This window comes from Streptomyces sp. NPDC050806 (assembly GCF_055586425.1).
In genome coordinates this window covers 342,114-367,076 of the sequence record NZ_JBVJIF010000001.1, presented here as the reverse complement: position 1 = coordinate 367,076, position 24,963 = coordinate 342,114, and the positions used below count along the sequence as shown (strand labels likewise).

Below are 24,963 nucleotides of genomic sequence, written 5' to 3'. Positions count from 1 at the left end.
TGGGTCACTCCCCGTGGGCGAGGGTGATGTCGAAGCCGTCGTGGCCCTCGGCGGTGACGCTCAGGGGGGTGGCGACCGGCGGGTAGCCGCTGGCCACGACCGTGTACTCGCCGCCGGACAGGTCGGTGAACGCGTACGCGCCGTCCGGGCCCGTCGTACGGACCGCCACCACGTTGCCCGCGGGGTCCAGCAGCGAGACGCGTGCGTCGCCCAGCGGGGTTCCGGTGCGGTTGTGCACCGTGCCGCGGAGGGTGGCCGCCTGCTGGAGCACGGCGTCCTGCCGGGTCGGTACGCCGCCGGAGACCTCGACCATGCCGGCGTACGGCTGGAAGCCCTCCGCGCTGGCCGTCAGGGTGTAGACCCCCGGTACGAGCGAGGGCAGCCGGTAGCCGCCGTCCGTGCCGGAGGCGGCCGACTCGATGACGTCGCCGCGCTCGTCGGTGGCCACGACCAGGGCTCCCGCCACCGGCGCCGTGCCATTGCGCACCGTGCCTTCCAGGCCGCCGGTGCCGGCCAGCATCAGGTCGAACGCGACCGGCTCCTCGCCGACGGCCAGGGTGGCGACCCGCGGCTGATGCCCGGCGGCGGCGCCGACCAGTACGTAGCTGCCGGCGGCCGGGGTGGCCAGTGCGTACTGGCCGTCCGCGGCGGCCGCGGCCCGTCCGAGCTGCCGGCCGCCCGGGTCGATCAGCGTGACGGCGGCGTGCGGCACCGGGCCGCCGGCCGCGTCCAGGACCCGGCCGTGCACGGCGGGGCCGGACAGCGCCGCGGTGGCCGCGGTCACCGGGATCGGTGTGGTCTCGGCGCCGGGCGCCGCGGTGGCGCCGGTCACCGGGAGCTCGGCCGTGGCCGTGGGGTCAGCGCCTTCGGACGGGTCGTACGGCGCACCGTGCCGGCCGTGGCCGTGGTGTTCGGCCTCGACGGGGACGGCCGGGCCGTGGTCGGCGACGGCCTTGCCCCTGCGGTACAGCAGCAGCGTGACGACCAGGCCGGCGGCGAAGAACGCGGCGGCCCACCAGTACGCGACGTCGTAGCTGTGCAGCGCGGCCTCGGCCTGGTTGAGCTTGGTCGGCTTGCGGTCGGCGAGGTAGTTCGTGACGGCGCTGGCGGCCATCGTGTTGAACAGCGCGGTGCCGATCGAACCGCCGACCTGCTGCATCGTGTTGACCGTCGCGGAGGCGACGCCCTGGTCGTTGGGGGCGACACCGAGGGTGGCCAGGCTCATGGCGGGCGGCATGACCATGCCGAGGCCGAGGCCCATCACCAGCAGCGGCGGCAGCACGTGCGCGGCGTAGGTGCTGTCCAGGTCCAGCCGCGTGAGCCAGACCATGCCGGCCCCCGCGAAGAGCATGCCGAGCGGCACGATCGGCTTGGGGCCGATCTTCGGCACCAGGATGTTCATCGACAGCTGCGCCATCACCATCAGCATGCCGACCATGGGCAGGAACGCGAGACCGGTCTTGACCGGCGTGTAGGCGAGCGTCTGCTGAAGGTAGTAGGTCAGGAAGAGGAAGACCCCGAACATGCCCGCGCCCGAGATGAACACGGATATGAAGGACGCGGCACGGTTGCGGTCACCCAGGACACGCAGCGGCAGCAGCGGGTGCCCCGCACGCGTCTCCCACAGCACGAAGGCGAGCACCAGCACACCGCCGCCCGCGAGGAACGCCCAGCACATCCAGTGGCTCCAGGCGTGCGTCTCGGCGTTGGAGAAGCCGAAGACGATGCCGAAGAGACCGGCCGCCACGAGCAGCGTGCCGAACAGGTCCAGCCGGGGCCGGGTGGTGGGTGCGGGGCGGCGGATGAAGACCAGCGCGCCGATGACCGCGACGACGGCGATGACGAGGTTGACGTACAGCGTCCAGCGCCAGTCCAGGTGCTCGGTCAGAACGCCGCCGAGCAGCAGTCCGATCGCGCCGCCGGAACCGGCGATCGCACCGAAGATGCCGAACGCCTTGGCGCGTTCCTTGGCGTCCGTGAAGGTCGTCGTCAGCAGGGACAGTGCCGAGGGCGCGAGGAGCGCGCCGAACAGGCCCTGCAGGGCGCGGCCGACGACCAGCATCGAGAAGCCGCCTGCGGCGCCGGCCAGCGCGGAGGAGCCCGCGAAACCGATCAGGCCGATCAGCAGCGTCGTCTTCCGGCCGAAGAGGTCGGCGAGCCGGCCGCCGAGCAGCAGCAGGGAGCCGAAGGCGAGGGAGTAGGCGGTGACGACCCACTGCCGGCCGTCGTTGTTGAAGCCCAGGTCCTGCTGGGCGGACGGGAGGGCGATGTTCACGATGGTGGCATCCAGCACCACCATGAGCTGGGCGAGGCCGATGACGGCCAGCACCCACCAGCGGTGGGGTGCGTGCCCCGTCGCCCGGCCGTCGGACGGCGCTTCCGCCGGCTGTCCCGCGTCGGCACGTTCATCGACAGGGGTGGATGTCATACGGAGTCCTTTGGATCTTCCGGGGTCCGGTACTCCTCTTCCGGAGTCCCCGGGGGTGGTTCTCGTGCGTACGGCCCGGCGTCCGGTCCGGGCCGGATTCAGGTCCGCAGCAGGGCGGGAAGCACCACGGCGTCCAGGTACCCCGTGAGGTACGCGGTGTCCGCCGGGCGCTGTTCGATCATCGGGCGCGCGAAGACGGCGCCGGACAACGCGTGCGGGAAGAAGGGGATCGCGGGGCAGCCGGGGTCGACCTCGCCGCGGGCGACCGCCCGGTCGAGCATCGCCTGCATCACCTCCAGTTCGGGTTCGATCAGGGCCGTGCGCATGGCCTCGGCCAGCTCCGCGTCCTTGTGCACGGCATGGGTGATGCCGCGCATCAGCTCGATGTCCTTCTTGGTCTCCCCGATGCGCCGGGCGAGCTCGTGCACGTCGCCGCGGAGCGAGCCGGTGTCCAGGTCCTCCAGCGAGAAGGGCCGCATGTGCCGCAGCGCGGCGGACACCAGCCGGGGTTTGCCGTGCCAGCGCCGGTACAGCGTGGCCTTGCTGCACCGGGAACGCGCGGCGACGGCGTCCAGAGTGAGGCTCTCGTACCCGACCTCGCGCACCAGGTCGAGGACGGCCGCGTACAGCTCGCTCTCGCGCTCCGGCGAGAGCCGGGTCCGACGGGCCGCCCCTTCGCCGCTGTGACGCGGCGCGGGGGTGGCCGGCGGCGGAGTGGAGACGGACATGAGCACCTGTTCGTTCGGGGCGTGTGTGCCTGCTCCCGGGCGTGCGGCCCTCGGGGTGAGCGGCGGGGCAGAGCGGATCGAAACGGTTTCGTACTCTTACCCTCTTCGAGCCTACGCCCGGCCCCGAGCGAAACGCAAACGTTTCGTTATGCTCCCCCGCACGCCCTCCCCCTCCAGGCTGCGCCCGCGCTTCGCGCCCCGCATCCCCGCACGTGACAGGGACCGCGGGATGCTCAGATACGGCTCGCCGGCACCACCACGGCCGTCGTCACCAGCCCCGACTCGATCAGCCACCGGCCGGTGAATCCGGTGAGCTCCCGGCCCTCGGCCACCGGCCCCGGGACGAGGAGCCGGGCGGTGAAGGTGGCGTCCGTCGGGTCCAGGGTGATCCGCGCGTCCTCGAAACCCAGCCAGCGGCGGGCGAGCGGATACCAGGCCTTGAAGACGCTCTCCTTCGCACTGAACAGCAGCCGGTCCCAGCACACCTCGGGGACCTGCGCGGTCAGCCGGGTGACCTCGGTCCGTTCCCCGGGGAGGGCGATCAGCTCCAGTACGCCGGGGTCGGCCACCGGCGCGTGCGGCTCCGCGTCCAGGCCGAGCGTCAGCACGTCGGTGGCGCGGGCGACCGCGGCGGCGCGGTAGCCGTCGCAGTGGGTCAGCGCCCCCACGACACCGTCCGGCCACTGCGGCGCACGGTCGGCGCCCGGCAGCAGCGGGGCGGGCGCGAACCCCAGCCGCCCGAGCGCCTCGCGGGCGCAGCCGCGTACGGTGCCGAACTCCAGCTGTCGCTTCGGTACGGCCTGGGCCACCAGTGCCCATTCCTCGGGGAACATCTCCGAGACCGGCGCGTCGTGGCAGGTCTCGGCGGTGACCACGGGGGCGGGCAGCAGCTTGTCGATCACGCGGGGCTCCCGCTGGGCGCGGCGGCCGGTGCGGTCACGGGCGGGAGGATCTGGACGGGCCGCCCCTGGGGGCCGGACCGCTGCCGCCACTCCCTGGGGTAGCCGAGGGACACCTCCTGGTGGGGCACGCCGTCCCACATCACCAGCCGGGGGATGTGCAGATGGCCGTGGACGACCGTGGTGGCGCGGAACCGGCGCGGCCAGTCGGCCGTCGCCTCCGTACCGCACCACAGCGCGAACTCCGGGTACCGCAGCGGCCGTACCGGCTCGCGGACGAGCGGGAAGTGGTTGACCAGGACGGTGGGCAGGCCCTCCGGGACGGCGGCGAGTCTGGCCTCGGTGGCCGCCAGCCGGGCCCGGCACCACGCGTCCCGCGTCGGGTAGGGGTCGGGGTGCAGGAAGAACTCGTCGGTGCAGACGATGCCCGCCTTCTCGGCCACGGCGAGCGCCGCCTCCTTGGTGGCCGTCCCCGCCGGACGGAAGGTGTAGTCGTAGAGCAGGAACAGGGGCGCCACGACGACCGGACCGCCCTCGCCCTCCCACACGGGATACGGGTCCTCGGGGGTGACGACGCCCAGCTCCCGGCAGATGCCGACCAGATGCTCGTAGCGCGCGACGCCGCGGAGCTGCACCGGGTCGTCGCCCGGCGTCCACAGCTCGTGGTTGCCCGGCACCCAGACGACCTTGGCGAAGCGCTCGACGAGCCGTTCCAGGGCCCAGCGGATGTCCGCGACGTACTCGCCGAGGTCCCCGGCGACCAGCAGCCAGTCGTCGGCCGACTCCGGTTCCAGCCGTTCGACGATGTCGCGGTTCTCCGCGTACCGGACGTGCAGGTCGCTGACGGCCACCACCCGGCCGGCCCGGTCGTCCCGGGGCGGTCCGGGCTGCGGGTGGACGGTCCGGGCGCCGCCGGGGAGGGTACGGATCTCATAGCTCACGACTGAAGTAAAGACCGTGCCGGGCGAAGAGTGAAGGGCCCGCCGACCCCAGAGCCCCGCCACCCCTACGGTGTGCGGCGGCCGTCCGCAACCGTACGGTCCACGATGTGGCCCATCCGAGCGGCGAGGGCCGGAGCGAGGGATGAGGACCGGCCGAAGGGGGCACTCGTGGGCCATGCCTCTACTGCGACTTCTCGCCCGGCCCATGCTGGCCTCGACCTACGTCATTCAGGGCTACCAGACCTTCCGCAATCCCGAGCCCCTCGTTCCGGCCGCCGAGCCGGTGGTCCGGCCGATCGCCCGGCGCGTACCCGGCCTGCCGCAGGAGACCGAACAGCTCGTCAAGCTCAGCGGCGGCGTCCAGCTGGTCGCCGGTTCGCTGCTGTCGATCGGCCGGCTGCCGCGGCTGTCCGCGCTGGCGATCGCCGCCACGCTGGTGCCGACGACGCTCGCCGGGCACCGGTTCTGGGAGGCCGAGGACGAACAGACGCGCGCTCAGGATCGCATCCAGTTCCTCAAGAACCTCTCCATGCTCGGCGGGCTGCTGATCGCCGGCGCCGACACCCACGGCAAGCCGTCGCTCGCCTGGCAGGGCCGGCACGCGGCGCACCAGGCTCGCCGGGAGGCGGCCCTGCGGGCCCGTACGGCCCGCAGGACGCACAAGATCAGCAGCCGGCTCCCGGTCGGCTGACCGCACCGCTGACGTACCGGCCGGCCCCACGGGTCCGTACCCGGCACGGCCGGATCCGTGGGGCCGGCCCGGGTCTCACCAGCTGACCGGCAGTTCGTGCAGGCCGTACACCGCCATGTCCGTACGGAAGGGCAGCTCTTCCAGGGGGCGGTCCACCCGGAGGCCCGGGAAGCGGCGCAGCAACGCCGGGTAGGCGAGCTGGAGTTCGATGCGGGCGAGGTTCTGGCCCAGGCACTGGTGGGGGCCCGACCCGAAGGCGAGGTGTGCCCGGGCGGCCCGGTCCACGTCGAGCCGGTCGGGGTCGGCGAAGACCTCGGGGTCCCGGTTGGCCAGGTCGTTGGCGCAGATCACGGCCTCACCGGCCCGGATGAGCTGCCCGCCGACCTCGATGTCGGCGACCGCGACGCGGCGCCGCCCCATGTGCGTGATGGTCAGGTACCGCAGCAGCTCCTCGACCGCGCCCGCGACCCGCTGCGGGCTGCCGTCCCGGACCGCGGCCAGCTGCTCGGGGTGCTGGAGCAGGGCGCAGGTGCCGAGCGCGATCATGTTGGCGGTGGTCTCGTGCCCGGCGACCAGCAGCAGCCGGGCCTGCTTGGCGCACTCGTCGACGGTGCTCTCGCCGGTGAGCAGGTACTGCGCGGCGAGCCGGCTCAGGAGGTCGTCGCCGGGCTCTGCCGCCTTGGCCTCCACGAGCTTTTCGAGGTAGTCGAGCAGCTCCTGGGAGGCGGCGAGGGCGGCCTCCGGCGCGCTGCGGGTGTCGATCATGACGGCGCTGCACCGCTGGAAGAAGTCGTGGTCCTCGTACGGCACGCCGAGCAGTTCGCAGATCACGAGGGACGGCAGGGGCAGCGCGAACGCGGTGACCAGATCGGCCGGCGGGCCCGTCTGCTCCATGGAGTCCAGCAGGTCGGTGATGATCCGTTCGATGCGCGGCCGCAGGGCCTGCGTGCGCTTGATGGTGAAGTCACCGGTGAACCGGCGCCGCTGGGCGTTGTGTTCGGGCTCGTCCATCGTGATGAACGTGCGGTTGTGGGCCCGGGTCGCCTCGAACGACGCGCTGACGCTGGGGTAGCCGGGATGCCGGCTGTCCGCGCTGATCCGCGGGTCGCGCAACACCGCGACCTGCTCCTCGTGCCGGGTGACCAGCCACGCCGTCGAGCCGTTCCACAACGACACACGGGTCACGGGCGCCTGCTCGCGCAGCTCCTGGGTCACGGGAGGCGGATCGAAGGGGCAGCCGGGGGCGCGTCGGGTGGTGAGGGCGGGGGCAGGGGCGGCGGGAGCCTCGGTCATGGTTGTCCTTCCACGGTGGGGCGGGCAGGAGCCGGTGGTGACGGTGGGTCAGGCGAGCGCGATGGCCGCAGCGGGGCAGATCTGCGCGGCCTCCGTGACGGCCGCGTGCTGGTCGGCGGGCGGCTCGGCGTCCAGCAGGACCACGACGCCGTCCTCGTCCCGCTGGTCGAACACCTCGGGCGCCGCCAGCACACACTGCCCGGCACCGCAGCACTTGTCCTCGTCGATGATGATGCGCACGGTTTCTCCTCCTGCTCCCCCGCGGAGCGCACTCCGCGCGGGTAGGGCCGCTGATTCGGTTGCACAGAGCGGAAGTTGACACTTCTTCGAGCGTTTCTTGCCGACTCCTTTGACGGGCATTGCCTGCGTATTACTTAACAAAAGTAACTACGTGCCGCTGACGCTAACACCGCGATCAGCGCACCGGAATCCCCTCGTCCAAGCCGGTACGTGCAAGAGGCACGTTTTTCGCCAGCCCTTATGTGCGCCCCGTGCTGCCCACGCTCCCCGCCACTGCGACATGATCGGGGCGTGGACCACACCGAAACCCCCGACCGGGAACCCATAACCGACCTGCACGCCGCACTCTCCGGCCTCGCCTACGTAATGGCCGGAAACCGCACACACAAGCGGCTCCGCTCGGAGTCGGGAGTAGCCGTCGACCGCGGCTCCCTCGCCCTGCTGCGGGCGCTCGCCGCCGCCCCCTCCCCCATGCGCATGGGCGAACTCGCGGAGGCGCTGCTGGTCCGTGCCCCGCACGTGACGCGCGAGGTCCGGCGCCTGGAGGACCTCGGCCTGGTGCGGACCACGCCCGAGCCCGGGGACCAGCGCGTACGCCGCGCCGAGGTCACCGACCGGGGCCGGGACGTCGTACTGCGCGCCGAGGCGACCGGCCGGCAGTGGCTCTCCGACGCGCTGCACGGCTTCTCCGAGGAGGAACTGCGCACCACCGCCGCGGTGATCGACCGGATCGTGGACGTGTACCGGAGCTGAGCCGCCTCCCCGCCTCGCCCCGCCACCGATCCGGTCACCCGCAACGGAGGAGGCGGGCCGCCGGCCGGTGTGCTGCGATGCCGGGGTGAAGGGGCATGTCGGGGCGGCGTTGTGCCGGCACGCCGAGTACGGCGTGCTCGGCGCGGTGTCGCTCGGCGGACGGGCCGTCACCTGGAGCCGGGCCGTGACACGGTGGCTCGTACCCGCCGGCGTGACGGAGGCGGCGGACGCGGCCCGGTCTGCGGCGCGCTCGGCGATGCGAACGGCGGTCCACTCCTCGCTCCGGGCGACGGTGCGGTCCGCGATCCGGTCAACGATTCGTTCGGCGGTTCGCGCCATGGTCGATGCGGTCCTCGACCAACTGGATCTGGACGCCGTGGTGGCACGGGTGGACCTCGACGCGGCAGTGGCACGGGTGGACGTGGACGCCGTGGTGAACCGCGTGGACGTGGACGCCGTGGTGGCGCGGGCCGATGTGGAATCCGTGGTGGCGCGGGTGGATGTCGACCGGATCGCGGACCGGGTCGACGTCCACCGCGTGGCGGACCGGGTGGACGTGAACCGGATCGCGGACCGGGTCGACGTCCATCGCGTGGCCGAGCGGGTGGACGTGGACCGGATCGCCGAGCGTGTCGACATCGACGCGGTGCTGGCGCGGATCGATCTGGCGGCCATCGTCGAGCAGGTGCTCAAGGAGATCGACATCGGCCGGATCGTGCGGGACACGGGCGGCGGGATGGCCGAGGAGACCGTCGACGCGTTCCGTCTCCGGGCCATGCGCGCCGACCACCTCGTGAACCGGGCCGCGGGACGGCTGCTGCGCAGGGGCGAGGGCGCGGGTCCCGCACCCGCCCCTCCCCCGGGCCCCACCCACCCCGGGGCGCCGTGACGGCGTCCGCGCCGCCGCCCGGCCCGGCCGCGATGCAGGGGCGGGCGGCCGGGCTCGTCTCCCGTGCCGTCGCGGCCGTCGTCGACACCGGCGTCGTGCTCGCCCTCGGACTCGTGACGCTGCTGGCCGCGGGCGCCCTCCGGTTCATGGTGACCGGGCCGCCGTTCGCCCTGCCGCACCTGCCGCCCCGGGTCAGCTCCGCGTGCGCGGCCGCGCTCGCCGTCGGCTACCTCGCGGGAAGCTGGCTGACGGCCGGCCGCACCGTCGGCGGCCGGCTCATGGGGCTTCGGGTGGCCGGGCGGTCGGGGCGGCCGCTCGGCCCCGGCCGCGCCCTGCTGCGGGCGGTGCTGTGCGTCGTCTTCCCCTGGGGCCTGCTCTGGATCCCGGTCAGCCGGCACGGCAGGTCGCTCCAGGACGTGGTCGCGGCCAGCACGGTGGTGCACGACTGGTACCGCGGATCTCCGGGGCGCGACCTCACCCGTTCCGGGTGACGCCCGGCGGCGCGTACGGCGGCTCAATGGGACCCGGGATCCGTCGGATCCGTAGGAGGTTGCGATGACCGATCTCGTCGTGCTCGGCTTCCCCGACAAGGAGAAGGCCGAGGCCGTCATGCGGCTCGGGAAGGACCTCTCCCGCCAGGAGCTGCTCGACCTGGAGGACGCCGCGCTGGCCTGGCGGACGCAGGACGGCAAGATCCACGTGCAGCAGACGTACCACCCCGCTGCCGCCGGGGCCGCGGGCGGTGCCCTCTGGGGCACGCTGTTCGGCATGCTGTTCCTGATGCCCGTCTTCGGCGCGGCCGTCGGAGCCGCCTCCGGCGGGCTCCTCGGCAAGCTCACCGACGTCGGGGTCAACGACGCGTTCATCAAAGAGGTGGCGGGCACGCTGGAGCCGGGCAGGGCGGCGGTCTTCGCCCTCGTACGGCGGTCGACACCGGACCGGGTACGGGAGGCGCTGCGCCCCTTCGAGCCCGTCGTGCTCCGTACGTCGCTCACGAAGGACCGCGAGGAGGAGCTGATCGACGCGTTGCGGAAGAGCTGAGGCCGACCGGTACGGGCCGTACCGGCTGCCGTTCGTCGGCAATTCCCCCGGATCGCTTCTGGTGGTTCCAGTGGTCCCAATGCGCTGCGTGATCTTCCCGAGCGGTGCATAAAGAGTTCAACTACGAACCGGCGCGGTCAAATACCTGCAAGTTAACGCTACTGACAGGCGATGTGCTGCAATGTCGGGCATCTCAGCAGGTGTTGGACGGCGCGGAACGCAGGGCGAACAGGGGGCCGTGGCCTCGTCGCCCGAGTGCGGCGCCGCCATGTGAAGCGAGGCACCAATTGTCAATCGAAGCGCTGCGGGGCGACGGGAGCCGGTACGGACTGTTCCAGGGGCTCGTCGAGTCCTCCCAGGACGCGATCCTCATCAAGACCCTCGACGGGGTCATCACCTTCTGGAACGCGGCCGCCCAGCGCCTCTACGGTTACGCACCCGCCGAAGCCGTCGGCCGCCACGTCGGCATGCTCGTACCCCCCGACCTCAAGAGCGAGGAGGACGAGCTGCTGGGGCGCATCGCCCGCGGCGAGTGGATCGAACACTACGAGACCCGCCGTACCACCGGCGACGCCCGCGTCCTGGACATCGACGTCACCCTGTGGCCCCTCCGCGGCGAGGACGGCACCGTCATCGCCGCCTGCTCCCTCATGCGCGACATCACCGACCGCAAACGCGCCGAGGCACGGGTCGACGAGCTGGCGGTGGTGGTCGAGTCCTCCCAGGACGCGATCCTGATCAAGACCCTCGGCGGGGAGATCACCTTCTGGAACGCGGCCGCCCAGCGCCTCTACGGTTACGCACCCGCCGAAGCCGTCGGCCGCCACGTCGGCATGCTCGTACCCCCCGACCTCAAGAGCGAGGAGGACGAGCTGCTGGGGCGCATCGCCCGCGGCGTGCGGATCGAGCACTACGAGACCCGCCGTACCACCAAGGACGGGCGCGTCCTGGACATCGACGTCACTCTGTGGCCCATCCGCACCCAGGACGGCAGGATCACCGCTGCCTGCTCCATCATGCGCGACATCACCGACCGCAAACGCGCCGAGGCGGAGCTGACCGAACTGTACGCACAGCAACGGCACATCTCCCTGGCGCTGAACCTCATGGGGGCATCGAAGCAGATCCCCGGGGCCCGGGCGGCCAGCCGGTACCTGCCGTCGACCCAGGGACAGGGCGTCGGCGGCGACTGGCTCGACCTGATCGACCTGGGCGCCGGGCGGGTTGGGGTCTTCGTCGGGGACGTGATGGGGCGCGGCCTGGACGCGGCCGTGGTGATGGGCCAGCTGCGGTCCGCTGCCCGTGCCCTCGCGCTGGCCGGCCTTCCGCCGTGGGAACTGATGCGGGCCCTGGACGCGTTCACCCACGACCTGCCCGAACAGTTCGTCACCTGTGTCTACCTGGAGGCCGATCCGGCGCGGGGCGAGGTGACGGCCTGTTCGGCCGGCCATCTGCCGGTCCTCCTCATCGAGCCGGACGCGCCGGTCCGTGAGCTGCCGATGCCGACCGGTATCCCCCTGGGCGTGGGCGGCGTACCGCACCAGCAGGTCCGCTTCCCGCTCCGGGCGGGCACGGCCTTCGCGCTGTACACCGACGGCGTGGTGGAGACCGCGCACGGCGACCTCGACCACCAGCTGGCGTTGCTGGCGACCACGCTGGAGCAGTCGTTCACCACCACCGCCGAAGGGTCGCGGGACACCGCCGACGGCCTGGAGGAGGCCGCCGACCGGGTCCTGCACACCCTCCTGCCGGACACCGCGGCGTACGCCGACGACGTGACCCTGCTGCTCGTCAGCTTCCCCACGGCCCCGTTGGAGACCGCGGAGACGGAGCTGCCAGGCGAGGCCGTCTCGGTACCGGCCGGACGGCGTTTCCTGCGGCAGCACCTGGAGGCCTGGGGCCTGGCGGGACTGGCGGACACCGCACTGCTGCTGGCCTCGGAACTCCTCACCAACGGGGTGCGCCACGCGGAGGGGCCGATCGGTCTGCGGGTGTGGCACAGCGTCCGCGAACTGGGCGTGGAGATCAGCGACCACAGCGTGCCCCGGCCCCGTGCCCGCCTCGCGGAGAGCATGGAGGAGAACGGCCGCGGCCTGATCCTGGTCGAGGCCCTCGCCGCCGCCTGGGGCACCCGCCCCACCACCGTCGGCAAGACGGTCTGGTTCACCCTCCTGCTCCCCCCGCCCCAGGACACCGACCGCCCCCCGGCCCTCCCCCCGGCGAAAACACCCTCGGTCGCCCTGCCCTGACCGAGGAGGCCCGGCCGGGTACGTCACGGACCGGATGCGGCATCAGCCGGGGGGCCTGCCGCCGGTCCTGGGTGGCCCGGTCGGTTCGTCGAGCGCCTCTGCCAGGTAGCGCCTGGCAGTCACGGTGTACGGATGGTCCTCCCCCATCACCGTGGCGAGGTCCCGGAGCACCTCCCGGAACTCCACTGCGGCCCGCGTCGTCCGGCCCTGTGCCTGCCAGAGCCGCGCGCGGCAGCTGCGGCTGAGAAGTGTGTCGCGGTGGGTGTTGCCGAGCACCCGCCGCTGCACCGCGATGACCTCGTCGAATTCCGGTCCGGCGAGGTCCGGGCGGCCCATGTCGTGGTGCAGTCGGGCGAGTTCGCGGCGCACGATCAGTGTGCGGGGGTGTGCGGCGCCGAACACCTCGGTCCGCAGGGCGAGCACTGCCGCGTACTCGGTCTCGGCCTCCGCCGGGCGGCCCAGGTCACCCAGGACGCGGGCCACGCGATAGCGGGTGGCCATGGTCAGCGGATCGGCCTCGCCCAGCACGCGGGTGCGGGTCCGCAGCACCGCCCGGTACTCCGCTTCCGCCTCCGTGAGCCGTCCTTGGTCGTGCCGGACGTACGCCAGCATGTGGCGGCCCAGGAGTGTCTGCGGATGGTCCGGCCCGAGCGCCGCGCTCCGGTGGCGCACGAGGTCCCGGAAACCGCCTTCCGCCTCCGCCAGCCGGCCACGGGCGTGGTGCATGGCGGCAACCTCATGATGGGCGGTCAGCGTGGCGTCGTGCCCCTCACCCAGGACGCGCCGTCCGGTCTCGAAAGCGGCGGCGAAGGTATCCTCGGCCTGGCCGTACAGCCCGCGGGCCCGGAGAGCGCGCCCGGTGGCCACGGCCACCCGGACCGCCTGTGCCACCGCCCGTGCGGAACCGGCCGCGTGTGCGCCGGTCTCGCGCAGGAGGTGCTGGGCATGGGGTGTGATCGCCTGCCACAGCGGCCAGCGCGCCGGATCCTCCGGGGAGACGTGCGACTCGCCCTGAGTGGCCGAGACGAGCAGGTCCGTCGCCGCCTCCAGGTACGCGGCCTGCCGCATCGTCGCCTCGCCCCGGAGGCGGCCGGCGGCACGTACCAGAGGGTGGAGGCGAACGGCGTCGCGCGGCGCTTCGGCACCGTCGTCGTCCGGGGCCTCGTCCGCGCCCTCGCTCCCGGCGCTGTTCCCGGACGGCGCGCCGCCGGGGCCGCTTTCCGGGATGTCGACGAGGTGCAGGTCGGCGAGCGCTCTCAGGAGCCGCCACAGACGGGTTCCGTCGAGGCCGGGCAGTACGCCGGTGGGCGCACCCAGGACCGACGGGGTCAGCAGCGCGTACGGTACGGGCGCCTCGGCGAAGAAGGAGAGCAGCCTCAGCAGTTCCCGCGCCTCCGGCATGCCCCGCCGGGCGAGGTGGTCCAACGAGAGTTCCCAGGTCCGGCTGACGATGCGCCGGGGCGCACGGTCCGCTTCGGCCATCGCGGCCTCCTCCGGTTCCAACAGCTGCTGCCAGCCGCCCGCCGCCAGCTGCCGCCCGTAGGCGTCGAAGGTCGTGACGGCGTCGGACCACGGGGCTCCGGACGCCGCGGCGAGCTGTGCCCCGGCCAGCCGCAGTGCCAGTGGCAGCCGCCCCAGCCGGTCGGCGAGCGCCGCCGCGTCGGCCGCTGTGCCCGCACCGGGTCCGGCCACCCGCATCAGGACCCGCGTGGCCTCCGGCCGGGTCAGCGGGCCGACCGTCCGCAGTCGCCACCAGGCGCCCCAGGCCCGCGGATTGCGATGGCGGCTGGTGACGAGCACGGTCCCGGCCCCCGCGGCCACCGGCCGCAGCCATCCGGTCCCGTCCGCGAAGGCGCCTCCCTCGGCGGCCAGCAGCTCCGGGTCGTCCGCGTTGTCGACCACCAGCAGCCACGGCCGGGGATGCCGCCCCAGCATCCGCCACAGCAGGTCCGTCGCGCTGTCCATCCCGCTCCAGGCGCGGGTGAGTTCGGCGTCGCCGGCGCCGAGCCGTACGGCCACTTGGCGCATGCCGTCGTGGAGTTCGGGTCGAGTGGCCGCCGAGACCCACCACGCCTCGACGCCGTTCCGCGCGGCGGAGCGGGCGGCGGCGATCGCCACGGTGGTCTTGCCGCAGCCGCCCAGACCGCACAGCACCAGGTTCCGGCAGTCGCCCGGCGGGGCGCCCCGCACCCGGTCCAGCTCGCGCAGCAGCGGCTCGCGACCGGTGAAGGCGTCGTCCAGCCGCCCGGCGGGTACCGCGAGGGACCGGCTCCCCGGCGTACCCGACGCCGGCGGGACGGCCGCATGGACGTGCAGGGCGCCGACGCGCCCGGCGGCGACCGCACCGGTGTGCGCGAAGAGTGAGGTACGGGCTTCGATGTGCGGTTGCGGCGTTCCAGGTGGCCTCAGCCCGGCGTGCCACCCGGCCGGGAAGGGTCCCCGACACGTACGCCCCCGTTGATGACGCCACCGGCGACGGACCCCCCTTCCGCCTGTACGGACACGTCCCCGTGCACCGCCAGTCCGCCGTCGCCGGCGGTCGGCGAGGGTGCCCCGGGCGCCGGCACGGCGGCGAGCAGTGTTGCGAGCTGTTCCACGGCTTCGGCGCGCTCGCCCTCCGGCATGCCCTCCAGCAGGTCGGTGAGGCGTACGCACCAGGCGGCACGGGCGGCTTCGCGGGCCGGACGGTACTGGTTGTCGTCGGCGGCGGTCAGTTCGGCGGCGGTACGGTCGAGGCGCGCGGCGGTGGCACGGGCCTCGGCCGCGTCTCCCCTCCCGAACACACGGGCCAGTCCGTCCCGCATCGTCCACCAGGCGTCGGTGCCCGCGGCCTGGATCACCGCAAGGGCACCGGCCGAGGCCAGTTCCGCGAGTTCGGTCATGGCGATCGTTCCCCCCGTCGCCGAGTGCAACGTCAAGTACCCAGAGAACCACGGCAGTCGGCGGAGCAACAGCCCGGCGCGGCGGGCGGTATGGCGGGGCCGTACACGCGGAAGGGGCGGCCCGGGAGAGCGGGCCGCCCCTTCGTGTGCGTTCAGGAGTGATGTCAGCGGGTGTACCGCATCAGCGTGCGGACCATGTGGCAGGTGGTGTCGGACGGGCGGTGGATGCCGACGAGCGCGGCGGTGTCGCGGATGAGCCGGTTCGGTGCGCGGTCCGGCGTGTGCACGCCGGAGTCGAGCAGCGCGATGGCCAGGCGCATGGCCTTCAGTCGGCGGTTGTGGGCGATGTACCACTCGCGGGGCCGGCCGGCGGGCAGCGGCTTCTTGGCGAGCGGGGAGTACGGAAGGTCGAACAGAGCGGACGTCGGGGTCATTGCGGCAGCCGTCACAGGGTCCCTCCTGTCGTGGTCGAGAGCCCCGGATCCCCCCGTGGGCTCTCTCGAACACTGCTTCTATATTACCCCGCCCCACTGACAAAAGTCGCTGGCCAGAGGGCATTTGTGACCCCCTGGAGACACTTTTTGGAGAGGGTTCGCGAGGGCCTGCGAGGCGGCCCGGTGACCCGGAGGGGAAGCCGGGCCCGCGGTCGCGCTCACCTCCGGCCCACCCGGTCGGCACTCCCGTCCCGGCAGCACCAGGAAGTTATTGAAAGGTTTCAGAGGAAAGTTGCACACTGGGTATTGACCCCCGAGCTACACGCACTCATTGTTTGAGTCGTTTCAAGACGGCGTAACACGGCTGCTTCGCGCAGCCCGCTTCACGACAGTGCGAGGACGAAGGAGTCCAGGTGACATCCCTGCAGAGCACCCCACCCGCCGAGGACGCCCCGGGCGGGGACGGGGCCGTATCGCGGCAGCAGTGGAAGTGGACCGGGCTGGCCGGCATGGCGTCGTACCTGGACGCCGGGTCGATCGTCGCGCTCAGCTCCGGCCTCGCCTTCTTCCAGGACCGCTTCGGCCTCTCCCAGAACGGACTCGGCGCGCTCACCGCCATCGGCCCCAACGCCATCGGCGCGGCGATCGGCGCGTTCATCGGCGGGCGGCTGGGCGACAAGCTCGGCCGCAAGCGCATTTACCAGTACGACCTGCTGGTGTACGCGGCGGCCATCCTGCTCATCGCCTTCGCGGTCAACCCGCTGATGCTCTTCGCCGGCACGTTCATCGTGGGCCTGGCCGTCGGTGCCGACGTGCCGACCTCGCTCGCGCTCGTCGGTGAGTTCTCGCCCGCCAAGGCGCGCGGCAAGCTGCTCGGGCTGACACAGGTGACCTGGAGCCTCGGCCCGGTGGTCGTGCTGCTGCTGGCGCTGGCGCTGTCCGACCTCGGGCTGCTCGGCATCCGCATCGTCTTCCTGCACCTGTTCGTGGTCGCGCTGGTGACGTACGCGATGCGTCGCGGCATGGTCGAGTCGGCGGTCTGGCGGACCGCGGCGCAGGCCGGTGCCGCCGCCCGCCCGAAGGTGCGTGACCTGCTGCGCGGCGCCCATCTGCGGGCGTTGCTGTTCACCGGCGGCATCTACCTCTTCTGGAACCTCGCGGCCGGCACGAACGGCATCTTCACCCCGTACATGGTCAAGAGCCTGGGCGCGGGCAGCCAGGCCACCAGCGTGGGCCTCTCCTGCGCCAGCTTCGCGCTGGTGATCGTCGGTACGGTGGCGGTCTACATGCGGTACGCCGACCGCGGCCACCGGTACCGCAAGGCGATGTGGATCGCGGGGTCGGTCATGCAGGTCTGCGCGTACGGCGTCTTCCTCTTCCTGCCGTTCACGCTGCCCGTGATCGTGTTCAACGTGGTGCTGTTCGGTGTCGGCCAGGCCATGGCGGGTGAGGCCGTCTACAAGACGATCAGCCAGGAGGTCTTCCCGACGATGCTGCGCGGCACGGCGCAGGGCATCACCTTCGGCACCTCCCGCGTCGTGCTCGGCATCTGGTCGTTCTTCGTGCCCGCCCTGGCGAGCACCGGTATCGCGCCGGTCGCCGCCTTCCTCACCGCCTCGCTCCTCATCTGCGCCGTCATCGGCCTGTTCATGCCGAACACGGCGGGCAAGTCGCTGCAGCAGGTGGAGGCCGAGCGCGCGGCCACCCGCTGACGCGCCGTCATACCCGGGTGAGCTCGCGCTCGATCTCCTCCAGGCTCTTGCCGCGGGTCTCCGGGATGCAGCGGACCGTGAACAGGGTCAGCAGCGCGCACACCACCGCGTACGCGGTGAAGGTGGCGGCCCCGCCGAGCGCGTCGAGCAGGGTGAGGAAGGTGAGGGAGACCAGGAAGTTCATGGTCCAGTTGGCGAACATGGTGGCGCTCATGGCCGTGCCCCGGATGCGCAGCGGGTACAGCTCGGAGGGGATGATGAAGACGACCACGTTGAGCGTGGTGGCGACCGCGGCGATGAAGAGGACCACGAACGCCACGGCGAGCCAGCCGAACGAGGAGTCCCGGCCGCCGGCCGCGAGGGTGGCCGCCAGCCCGGCGAGGGCGAGCGTCATCACCGCGGCGCCGGACGCCAGCAGCTTCTTGCGGCCGATGCGGTCGACGGCGAGCATCCCGACCGGGGTCATCACCAGGTTGACCACGCCGACGCCGACGGTGGCGAGGACGGCCGAGGAGGAGCCGAGGCCGCTGCTCTCGAAGATCTTCGGGGCGTAGTAGATGACGGTGTTGACGCCGGACGCCTGGCCGAGGATCTGCAGGCCCACGCCCGCGATGATCGCCGGGCGCACGGAGCGGCCGGCCAGGGCCCGCCACCGTCCACGGCGGGCCGGCGCCGTACCGTCCGCGCGCCCGGCCGTCATCCCGGCCAGCTCCGCATCGACCGCCGCGGGGTCGCCGGGACCGCGGAGCCGCGCCAGGACAGCGCGGGCGCGCTCGGTACGGCCGCGCAGCGCCAGCCAGCGCGGGGACTCGGGCATCAGCAGCATGCCGGCGCCGAAGAGCAGCGCGGGCACGGCGGCGATGCCGAACATCCAGCGCCAGCCGTGAGTGGCGTGTGCCAGGGCGTAGTTGGCCACGTAGGCGAGGACGATGCCGAGCGTGATCATCAGCTGGTTGAGGCCCACCAGCCGCCCTCGGTAGCGGGGCGGGGCGACCTCGGCGAGGAAGACCGGGACGAGGTTGGACGCCGTACCGATGCCCAGGCCGAGGACGAGGCGGGCCGCCGTGAGCACGGTGGCGGACGGCGCGAGGGCGGCCAGGGCGGCGCCGGCGGTGAAGATGCCCGCAGCGGCGACGAGGACGGGGCGGCGGCCGTAGCGGTCGGCGAGGTTGCCGGCGGCGGCCGCGCCGGCCATCGCACCGACCAGGATGGCGCTCACCACGACGCCGGAGCCGAAGGCCGTGAGCCCGAAGTCGGACTCGATCGTGAGCAGGGCGCCGGATATGACGCCGGTGTCGTAGCCGAACAGCAGGCCGCCGAGCGCGGTGACCAGGGCCACGCCGATCACCGGTCGCAGTGTGGTGCCTCCGCCGCTCCGCGTCACCGTTGCCGTATCGAGCGACGCCATCGCGCTTCCTTTCGCTCAGCCAGAGATTGGAAGGTACCAATCTGACACTCGGCTTGGTGCTGCACAAGATCTGCCGTAATAATTTCGGTATTGGTCAGCACCAATCACAACGACCCGGGATGGTGAAGCGTGGCCCGACAGGCCAAGCACGAGGAACTGCGGCTGGCGCTGCTGGCCGAGACGGCCGGGGCTCCCCCGCACACGCCGCTGCCCACGGAGCGGGAGATCGCCACGGACCACGGGGTCTCGCGCAACACCGTCCGGCAGGCGCTGGACGCGCTGGAAGCGGCGGGCAACGTCTACCGGGTGCAGGGCGCGGGGACGTTCGTCGCCCCGCCCGTGGTGTCCAAGTCGCTCACCCTCACCTCGTTCTCCGAGGACATGCGCGCCCGTGACCTCGAACCGGCCTCACGGCTGCTGGCCGCTGGGACGGTACGGGCCGGCCGGCAGATCGCCGACCGGCTCGGCATCGCCCCCGACTCCGACGTCGTGCGGGTCTCCCGGCTGCGGCTGGCGGACGGCTCCCCCATGTGCCTGGAGAACGTCCACTTCCCCGCCGACCGGGTCCCCGGCCTCGTCGACGAGGACCTGAACGGCTCGCTCTACGCCCTGCTCGACGCGCGCTACGGGCTCGACATCCGCGCGGCCGACCAGATCATCCGCGCCGTCGACCTCGACGAGACCGAGTCGGCCCTCCTCGGCGTGCCGCTGGGCAGCTCGGGGCTGCGGGTGCAGCGGGTCGGCCTGGACCGCCGCGACACCCCCGTCGAGGCGACCACCACGATCTACCGCGCCGACCGCTACGACATCCGCTTCACCGTCCGCAGGGCGCAGCCGTGACGGCCGCGCGGGAGCCGCGACCGCGGCACGTACCGGAGTCCGGGCCCGCCTCCCCCGCGCCGCGCCCGCTGCTCGGCGTCGACGTCGGCGGAACGAAGATCGCCGCCGGGGTCGTCGCGCCCGACGGCACCCTCCTCGCGACGGTCGTCCGGCCCACGCCCGCCGCCGAGGGCCGGACCGCGGTGCTGGACGCCATCGCGGCGGCCGTCCGCGAGCTGCCCGGCCGGGAGGGGGCGGTGGGCCTCGGGATCGGCACCGGCGGCGTCATCGACCGCGCCCGTGGCGTCGTGCTGTCGGCCAACGCACTGCTCCCCGGCTGGGCGGGCACCCGGCTGGGCGAGGAGCTGGCCGGCCGGCTCGGGCTGCCGGTGGCCGCCGACAACGACGCGAACGTCTTCGCACTGGCCGAGCAGACCTACGGCGCCGGCGCGGGGTGCGTCTCCGCGCTGTACGTGAGCGTGGGGACCGGCATCGGCGGCGGGCTGGTCAGCGGCGGGCGGCTGTTGCGCGGTGCGCACTGGACGGCGGGCGAGTTCGGCCACCTCGCGGTGGCGGAAGCCGCGGGCCGGCCGTGCAACTGCGGCCGGCCGGGGCACCTGGAGGCCGTCGCGCCCGGCCCCGCCATCACCGCCCGGTTCCGCGAACTGACCGGGGACGGGAACGTGCACGACCTCCGGAAGGTCGCGGCACTGGCCGAGGGGCCGGCCGGGACGGGTGCGGAGGCCGCCCGGGCCGCCCTCGCGGAGGGCGCGGGCGCGCTGGGCCGTGCCCTGGCGGGGCTCGTCAACACCGTGGACCCGGAACGGGTGGTGGTCGGCGGCGGGGTCGCCTCGATCGGCGCACCGTTCTGGGAACCGCTGACCGAGGCGTTCACCGCGGAGCTGCTGCCGGGCCCCTCGGGGCTGCGTCCCGTACCGGCGGCGCTCGGCCCGCGCGCCGCGGTGGTCGGCGCGGCGGCACTGCTGCTGGAGGAGGACGGCGTCGCGGACGCCGGCGAACCGCGCACGGAGCACCGGTGAGCACGGGACACACGGAGCAGAACAACCACCGCACGTACGCGACCAAGGACGACGAGGGACTGAGCATGACCGAGACCACTCCCGGCCCCGCACACGACCGGGGCCCCGGCCGCACCACCATGCCCGCCGACCGCGCCCGCGAGCTGCTCGAAGGGCTCCGCGGCCGGCTGGTCGTCTCCTGCCAGGCGCCGCCCGGTGACCCGCTGCGGTCCCCGGAGCACATGGCGGCGGTGGCCGCCTCGGTGACCGCGGGCGCGCCGGTCGCGGGCGTCCGGGTGCAGGGCGTGGCGGACATCGAGGCCGTACGGGCCGTGGTGGACCTGCCGCTCATCGGGCTGTGGAAGGACGGCGCCGAAGGTGTCTACATCACTCCGACCGCGGCGCACGCGCGGGCCGTCGCCGAGGCCGGGGCCGAGATCGTGGCCGTCGACGCCACGGACCGGCCGCGTCCGGACGGCCGGCCGCTGCGCGAGACGGTCGAGGCGGTGCACGGCCTGGGCGGGCTGCTGATGGCCGATGTCTCGACCGTGGCGGAGGGGGTGGCGGCCGCCGCGCTCGGCGCCGATGTCGTCTCCACCACCCTCTCCGGCTACACCCCGTACAGCCGCCGGCAGCCGGGCCCGGACCTGGAGCTGGTCGCCGAGCTGGCGGCCCGCGTGGATGTGCCGGTCTTCGCCGAGGGCCGGCTGCACACGCCGGAGCAGGCTGCGGCCGCGGTTCGGGCCGGGGCGTGGGGCGTCGTCGTGGGCGGTGCCATCACCGCGCCGGCCGCCATAGCGACCCGTTTCGCCGCCGCCCTGCCGCGACACTGACGGTGCATCAGATACGAGGCGTCGTCACAGGCACCGGGCGGCCGGACACCGTCGCAGGTACGGGCGCCGTCACAGGTGCGGCAGCAGCGCGTCCGGGGTGACCGGCAGGGCACGGACGCGGACGCCCGTGGCGTGGTGAACGGCGTTGGTGACGGCGGCCGCTGTGCCGACGATGCCGATCTCGCCGATGCCCTTGGAGCCCATCGGGTTGAGGTGCGGGTCCTCCTCGTCGAGCCAGTGCACGTCGATGTCGGGCACGTCGGCGCAGACCGGCACGTGGTACATCGCCAGGTCGCGTTCCGCGTAGTCGCCGAACTCCCGGTCCATCGTGCTGTGTTCGGTCAGCGCCATGCCGAGCCCCATGGTCATGCCGCCGAGGAACTGCGAGCGGGCTGTACGCGGGTTCAGGATGCGGCCCGCGGCGAAGACGCCGAGCAGCCGCCGTACCCGCGTCTCGCCGGTCACGGTGTCCACCTGCACCTCGACGAACTGGGCACCGTACGCGTGCCGTGCGTACTCCGCGCCGCGCTTGGCGTCCTCGGTGGTGTCGGCGGTGGCCGTCAGGCCGGTCTCCGGTACCTCGCTGTGTTCCTCCAGCTGCCGCCGCAGCCCGTCACACGCCTTGTGCACCGCGGAGCCCCACGAAGAGGTGCCCGCCGATCCGCCTGCCACGGGGGCCGTGGGCAGGTCGCTGGACCCGACGTGGATGCGGACGCGCTCCAGCGGCATCCGCAGTGCGTCGGCGGCGATCTGGGCCAGCACGGTCCGGGCGCCGGTGCCGATGTCGGTGGCGTTCACCCGTACGTCGATCATTCCGTCGGCGCGGGCGTGCGCCTCGGCCCGGCACGGAGCGACCAGCACCGGGTACGTCGAGGCGGCCACGCCGGTGCCGAGCAGCAGCCGGCCGTCGCGGCGGCCCCGGACCGCCGGATCGCGGTCCCGCCAGCCGAAGCGGCGGGCCCCCTCCAGCAGGCATGCCACGAGGTGGCGGCTGCTGTACGGGCGATCGGAGTCCGGCTCGCGGTCGGGTTCGTTGCGCAGCCGCAGCTCGACGGGGTCCAGGCCGCAGGCGAGGGCCAGTTCGTCCATGGCCGATTCGAGCGCGTACATGCCGGGGCACTCACCGGGCGCCCGCATCCACGAGGGCGTGGGGACGTCCAGCCGCGTCACCCGGTGGGTGGTGCGGCTGTGCGGCGAGACGTACATCGTGCGGCTGGGGCACGCCGCCTGCTCCACGAACTCCTGGACCGTGGAGGACTGGGTGACGATCTCGTGCGCCAACGCCTGGATGCGGCCGTCGCGGTCGGCGCCGAGGCGGAGTCGCTGGATCGTGGGGGCACGGTGGCCGGTGACGGCCTCCAGCAGCTGGCGCGGCAGGGCGAGGGTCACCGGGCGACCCGTCACGCGGGCGGCCATGGCGGCGAGCACCGACTGCGGACGCGGTGTGCCCTTGGAGCCGAAGCCGCCGCCCACGTGCTCGCTGGTGACCTGCACCTGCTCCGGGCCGAGCCCGAAGAGCTGGGCCAGCATCCGCTGGACGGTGGACGAGCCCTGGCTGGAGTCGTACAGGCACAGCCGGCGCTCGCCCTCCCACCAGGCGGTGGCGGCGTGCGGCTCCATCGGGTGGTTGTGCAGCGGCGGGGTCTCGTACACGGCGTCGTGCCGGACGGCCGCTCCGTCGTACGCGGTGTCGAAGTCGCCGCGTTCCCGGTCGGCGGGGTGGCCGCCGTTGGCGGTCTCGGGCGCGTAGAGGCCCGGGTGGTCGGGGCCGAGCAGGACGTCGTGCGGCTCCGAGGTGTAGTCCAGGCGGACCGCGCCGGCCGCCGCCCTGGCCGCCTCCAGGGAGGTGGCGACCGCGAGGGCGACGATCTGGCCGCGGTGCGCGACGCGCGACGACTGCAGGACGGCGAGCGTGGGGTCCTCGCCCTCTTCGAGGCGGGGCGCGTTCTCGTGGGTGAGCACGGTGAGGACGGCGGGGTCGGCTAGCGCGGCGCCGGTGTCCACGCCGGTGATCTCCCCACGGGCGATCGTGGCGGGTACCGCCCAGGCGAACAGGCCGTCGGGGTGTCCGTGGTCGGCGGCGTACCGCGCCGTGCCGGTCACCTTCGCGCGGCCCTCCAGCCGCGCGGTGTCCGCGCCCAGGGTGCGGGGCAGGGTCGTCATCGCGCACCTCCCGCGTGGGCTTCCGTCAGGTCCGTCAGCAGGGCGACGGCCAGCCGGCGGGCCAGGGGGATCTTGTAGCCGTTGTCGCGGAGCGGCTCGGCGGCCGCCAGTTCCTGGTCCACGGCCCGGCCGAAGGACTCCTCGGTGGCGGGCCCGCCGAGCAACGCGGCCTCCGCCGCCCGGGCCCGCCAGGGCTTGGCCGCCAGCGCGCCGAACGCGAGCCGCACGTGCTGTACGGTGCCCTCGCTCACCCGCAGGTCGGCGGCGGCCGAGGCGAGCGCGAAGGCGTACGAGGCGCGCTCCCGGGCCTTGCGGTACGCCGAGCGGGCGGCGGGCGCGGGCGGCGGCAGCTCGACGGCCGTGATCAGCTCGCCGTGCTCCAGTACGGTGTCGCGGTCCGGTGCGTCGCCGGGCACCCGGTGCAGCTCGGCCACCGGGAGCGTCCGGGTGCCCTCGACCGACACGCAGTGCACCGTCGCGTCGAGGGCGGTCAGCGCCACCGCCATGTCCGACGGGTGGGTGGCCACGCAGTGCTGGGAGGCGCCGAGGACGGCGAGGTCGCGGTGGATGCCGCTGCGCGCGGGGCAGCCGGAGCCGGGCCGCCGCTTGTTGCAGGGCTTGCCGATGTCCTGGAAGTACACGCAGCGGGTGCGCTGGAGGAGATTGCCGCCGATCGTGGCGAGGTTGCGCAGCTGCGGCGAGGCGCCGGCCAGCAGCGCCTGGGACAGCGCCGGGTAGCGCTCGCGGACGAGCGGGTGCACGGCGAGGGTGCTGTTGCGTACGGTGGCGCCGACCCGCAGCCCGCCGTCCTCGGTCTCGGTGATCTCGTCGAACGGCAGCCGGCTGACGTCGACCAGCATCTCGGGCACCTCGACCCCGAGTTTCATCAGGTCCACCAGGTTGGTGCCGCCGCCGAGGAAAGCCGCGCGCGGCCGACGGGAGAGCAGGTCGACGGCGGCTGCCGGGTCGGTGGCCGTCTCGTACCGGAAGGGTTTCACCGGGCCGCCTCCCGCACCGCGTCGACGATGTTCACGTACGCGCCGCAGCGGCAGATGTTGCCGCTCATCCGCTCGCGCACCTCGCCGCCGGTCAGCTCCACCGGCCCGTCGGGCACGCCGTCCGGCGTCACCGCACTGGGCCAGCCCTCGCGCGCCTCGGCGATCGCGGCGACGCCCGAGCAGAGCTGGCCGGGGGTGCAGAAGCCGCACTGGAAGCCGTCGTGCGCGAGGAACGCCTCCTGGAGCGGGTGCAGCGCGTCGCCGTCGGCCAGGCCCTCGACGGTGGTGACTTCCGTGCCGTCGGCGGCCACCGCGAGCAGCAGGCAGGAGTTGACCCGCCGGCCGTCCAGCAGGACGGTGCAGGCCCCGCACTGGCCGTGGTCGCAGCCCTTCTTCGCGCCGGTCAGCCGCAGGTCCTCGCGGAGCAGGTCGAGGAGCGAGGTGCGGTTGTCGACCGTGCGTTCCTGGCGTTCGCCGTTGATGTGCAGGGTGAGCGCGGTGGTGGTGTCCGCGCCGCCTGTGCCCTCCGTGCTTCTCATGGAG

General features: G+C 73.4%; 23 protein-coding genes. 10 read left to right on the top strand and 13 right to left on the bottom strand.

The window, feature by feature from the left end:
- Positions 1 to 4 precede the first annotated feature (4 nt).
- The 4 genes from ACZ6WH_RS01665 to ACZ6WH_RS01650 form a co-directional block, all read right to left on the bottom strand.
- Positions 5 to 2,428: a DHA2 family efflux MFS transporter permease subunit gene (locus ACZ6WH_RS01665; RefSeq protein WP_469725183.1), complete on the bottom strand. Its 2,424-nt coding sequence runs from the start codon at positions 2,426 to 2,428 to the stop codon at positions 5 to 7.
- 98 nt (positions 2,429 to 2,526) lie between these two features.
- The gene (locus ACZ6WH_RS01660; RefSeq protein ID WP_432850486.1) at positions 2,527 to 3,156 is read right to left on the bottom strand and encodes a TetR/AcrR family transcriptional regulator; all 630 of its coding nucleotides are present in this window, start codon (positions 3,154 to 3,156) and stop codon (positions 2,527 to 2,529) included.
- 233 nt (positions 3,157 to 3,389) lie between these two features.
- Positions 3,390 to 4,058 (bottom strand): 4'-phosphopantetheinyl transferase family protein, encoded by a 669-nt coding sequence (locus ACZ6WH_RS01655; RefSeq protein ID WP_469725181.1) that lies wholly within the window; start codon positions 4,056 to 4,058, stop codon positions 3,390 to 3,392.
- Entirely contained in the window at positions 4,055 to 4,996 is a 942-nt protein-coding gene (locus tag ACZ6WH_RS01650; RefSeq protein WP_469725179.1) for a metallophosphoesterase family protein, read from the bottom strand. The genes ACZ6WH_RS01655 and ACZ6WH_RS01650 overlap by 4 nt, the downstream gene beginning before the upstream one ends.
- Before the next feature lie 175 nt (positions 4,997 to 5,171).
- On the opposite strand from ACZ6WH_RS01650, the gene ACZ6WH_RS01645 reads away from it, so the two are divergent.
- A complete protein-coding gene (locus ACZ6WH_RS01645; protein ID WP_469725178.1) occupies positions 5,172 to 5,687 on the top strand; it encodes a DoxX family protein in 516 nt (171 codons plus the stop codon).
- Between the two features lie 75 nt (positions 5,688 to 5,762).
- On the opposite strand, the gene ACZ6WH_RS01640 is transcribed toward ACZ6WH_RS01645, so the two are convergent.
- Both ACZ6WH_RS01640 and ACZ6WH_RS01635 read right to left on the bottom strand, forming a co-directional pair.
- Positions 5,763 to 6,980, bottom strand: coding sequence for a cytochrome P450 (locus ACZ6WH_RS01640; protein ID WP_469725177.1), 1,218 nt, complete (start codon positions 6,978 to 6,980; stop codon positions 5,763 to 5,765).
- A gap of 48 nt (positions 6,981 to 7,028) precedes the next feature.
- Positions 7,029 to 7,220 carry a ferredoxin gene (locus tag ACZ6WH_RS01635; RefSeq protein WP_469725176.1) on the bottom strand — a complete coding sequence of 64 codons (192 nt, stop codon included), beginning with the start codon at positions 7,218 to 7,220 and terminating at the stop codon, positions 7,029 to 7,031.
- A gap of 291 nt (positions 7,221 to 7,511) precedes the next feature.
- On the opposite strand from ACZ6WH_RS01635, the gene ACZ6WH_RS01630 reads away from it, so the two are divergent.
- The 5 genes from ACZ6WH_RS01630 to ACZ6WH_RS01610 all read left to right on the top strand — a co-directional run bounded on the left by ACZ6WH_RS01630 (position 7,512) and on the right by ACZ6WH_RS01610 (position 12,152).
- Positions 7,512 to 7,973, top strand: a complete 462-nt coding sequence (locus ACZ6WH_RS01630) for a MarR family winged helix-turn-helix transcriptional regulator (RefSeq protein WP_469725175.1) — start codon at positions 7,512 to 7,514, stop codon at positions 7,971 to 7,973.
- 85 nt (positions 7,974 to 8,058) lie between these two features.
- A complete protein-coding gene (locus ACZ6WH_RS01625) occupies positions 8,059 to 8,862 on the top strand; it encodes a hypothetical protein (RefSeq protein ID WP_469725174.1) in 804 nt (267 codons plus the stop codon).
- Positions 8,859 to 9,353: an RDD family protein gene (locus tag ACZ6WH_RS01620; protein WP_469725172.1), complete on the top strand. Its 495-nt coding sequence runs from the start codon at positions 8,859 to 8,861 to the stop codon at positions 9,351 to 9,353. Before ACZ6WH_RS01625 ends, ACZ6WH_RS01620 begins: the two co-directional genes overlap by 4 nt.
- A gap of 64 nt (positions 9,354 to 9,417) precedes the next feature.
- Positions 9,418 to 9,903 carry a DUF1269 domain-containing protein gene (locus ACZ6WH_RS01615; RefSeq protein ID WP_432850502.1) on the top strand — a complete coding sequence of 162 codons (486 nt, stop codon included), beginning with the start codon at positions 9,418 to 9,420 and terminating at the stop codon, positions 9,901 to 9,903.
- A gap of 287 nt (positions 9,904 to 10,190) precedes the next feature.
- Positions 10,191 to 12,152: a SpoIIE family protein phosphatase gene (locus ACZ6WH_RS01610; protein WP_469725171.1), complete on the top strand. Its 1,962-nt coding sequence runs from the start codon at positions 10,191 to 10,193 to the stop codon at positions 12,150 to 12,152.
- 42 nt (positions 12,153 to 12,194) lie between these two features.
- On the opposite strand, the gene ACZ6WH_RS01605 is transcribed toward ACZ6WH_RS01610, so the two are convergent.
- The 3 genes from ACZ6WH_RS01605 to ACZ6WH_RS01595 form a co-directional block, all read right to left on the bottom strand.
- On the bottom strand, positions 12,195 to 14,342 hold the full coding sequence (locus ACZ6WH_RS01605) for a tetratricopeptide repeat protein (RefSeq protein WP_469725170.1): 2,148 nt from the start codon (positions 14,340 to 14,342) through the stop codon (positions 12,195 to 12,197).
- 215 nt (positions 14,343 to 14,557) lie between these two features.
- A complete protein-coding gene (locus ACZ6WH_RS01600) occupies positions 14,558 to 15,034 on the bottom strand; it encodes a hypothetical protein (protein WP_469725168.1) in 477 nt (158 codons plus the stop codon).
- Between the two features lie 164 nt (positions 15,035 to 15,198).
- Entirely contained in the window at positions 15,199 to 15,468 is a 270-nt protein-coding gene (locus ACZ6WH_RS01595; RefSeq protein ID WP_361552423.1) for a hypothetical protein, read from the bottom strand.
- Between the two features lie 413 nt (positions 15,469 to 15,881).
- Here ACZ6WH_RS01595 and ACZ6WH_RS01590 point away from each other — a divergent pair, with 413 nt between their 5' ends.
- On the top strand, positions 15,882 to 17,180 hold the full coding sequence (locus tag ACZ6WH_RS01590; protein ID WP_469725167.1) for an MFS transporter: 1,299 nt from the start codon (positions 15,882 to 15,884) through the stop codon (positions 17,178 to 17,180).
- A gap of 7 nt (positions 17,181 to 17,187) precedes the next feature.
- Here the strand turns inward: ACZ6WH_RS01590 and ACZ6WH_RS01585 are convergent, their stop codons facing one another.
- A complete protein-coding gene (locus tag ACZ6WH_RS01585) occupies positions 17,188 to 18,588 on the bottom strand; it encodes a sugar porter family MFS transporter (protein WP_469725166.1) in 1,401 nt (466 codons plus the stop codon).
- A 129-nt stretch (positions 18,589 to 18,717) separates the two neighbouring features.
- Here ACZ6WH_RS01585 and ACZ6WH_RS01580 point away from each other — a divergent pair, with 129 nt between their 5' ends.
- From ACZ6WH_RS01580 to ACZ6WH_RS01570, 3 genes are all read left to right on the top strand, one after another.
- On the top strand, positions 18,718 to 19,428 hold the full coding sequence (locus tag ACZ6WH_RS01580) for a GntR family transcriptional regulator (protein ID WP_469725165.1): 711 nt from the start codon (positions 18,718 to 18,720) through the stop codon (positions 19,426 to 19,428).
- A complete protein-coding gene (locus tag ACZ6WH_RS01575; protein ID WP_469725164.1) occupies positions 19,425 to 20,447 on the top strand; it encodes an ROK family protein in 1,023 nt (340 codons plus the stop codon). The genes ACZ6WH_RS01580 and ACZ6WH_RS01575 overlap by 4 nt, the downstream gene beginning before the upstream one ends.
- Positions 20,448 to 20,566: 119 nt before the next feature.
- Entirely contained in the window at positions 20,567 to 21,259 is a 693-nt protein-coding gene (locus ACZ6WH_RS01570) for an N-acetylmannosamine-6-phosphate 2-epimerase (protein WP_469726213.1), read from the top strand.
- 69 nt (positions 21,260 to 21,328) lie between these two features.
- Here the strand turns inward: ACZ6WH_RS01570 and ACZ6WH_RS01565 are convergent, their stop codons facing one another.
- From ACZ6WH_RS01565 to ACZ6WH_RS01555, 3 genes are read right to left on the bottom strand one after another with little or no spacing between them, the layout of a single operon-like run.
- Entirely contained in the window at positions 21,329 to 23,422 is a 2,094-nt protein-coding gene (locus ACZ6WH_RS01565; protein ID WP_469725162.1) for a xanthine dehydrogenase family protein molybdopterin-binding subunit, read from the bottom strand.
- Positions 23,419 to 24,420 carry an FAD binding domain-containing protein gene (locus ACZ6WH_RS01560; RefSeq protein WP_469725160.1) on the bottom strand — a complete coding sequence of 334 codons (1,002 nt, stop codon included), beginning with the start codon at positions 24,418 to 24,420 and terminating at the stop codon, positions 23,419 to 23,421. The genes ACZ6WH_RS01565 and ACZ6WH_RS01560 overlap by 4 nt, the downstream gene beginning before the upstream one ends.
- Positions 24,417 to 24,959 carry a 2Fe-2S iron-sulfur cluster-binding protein gene (locus ACZ6WH_RS01555; protein WP_432850520.1) on the bottom strand — a complete coding sequence of 181 codons (543 nt, stop codon included), beginning with the start codon at positions 24,957 to 24,959 and terminating at the stop codon, positions 24,417 to 24,419. The genes ACZ6WH_RS01560 and ACZ6WH_RS01555 overlap by 4 nt, the downstream gene beginning before the upstream one ends.
- Positions 24,960 to 24,963: the final 4 nt, after the last annotated feature.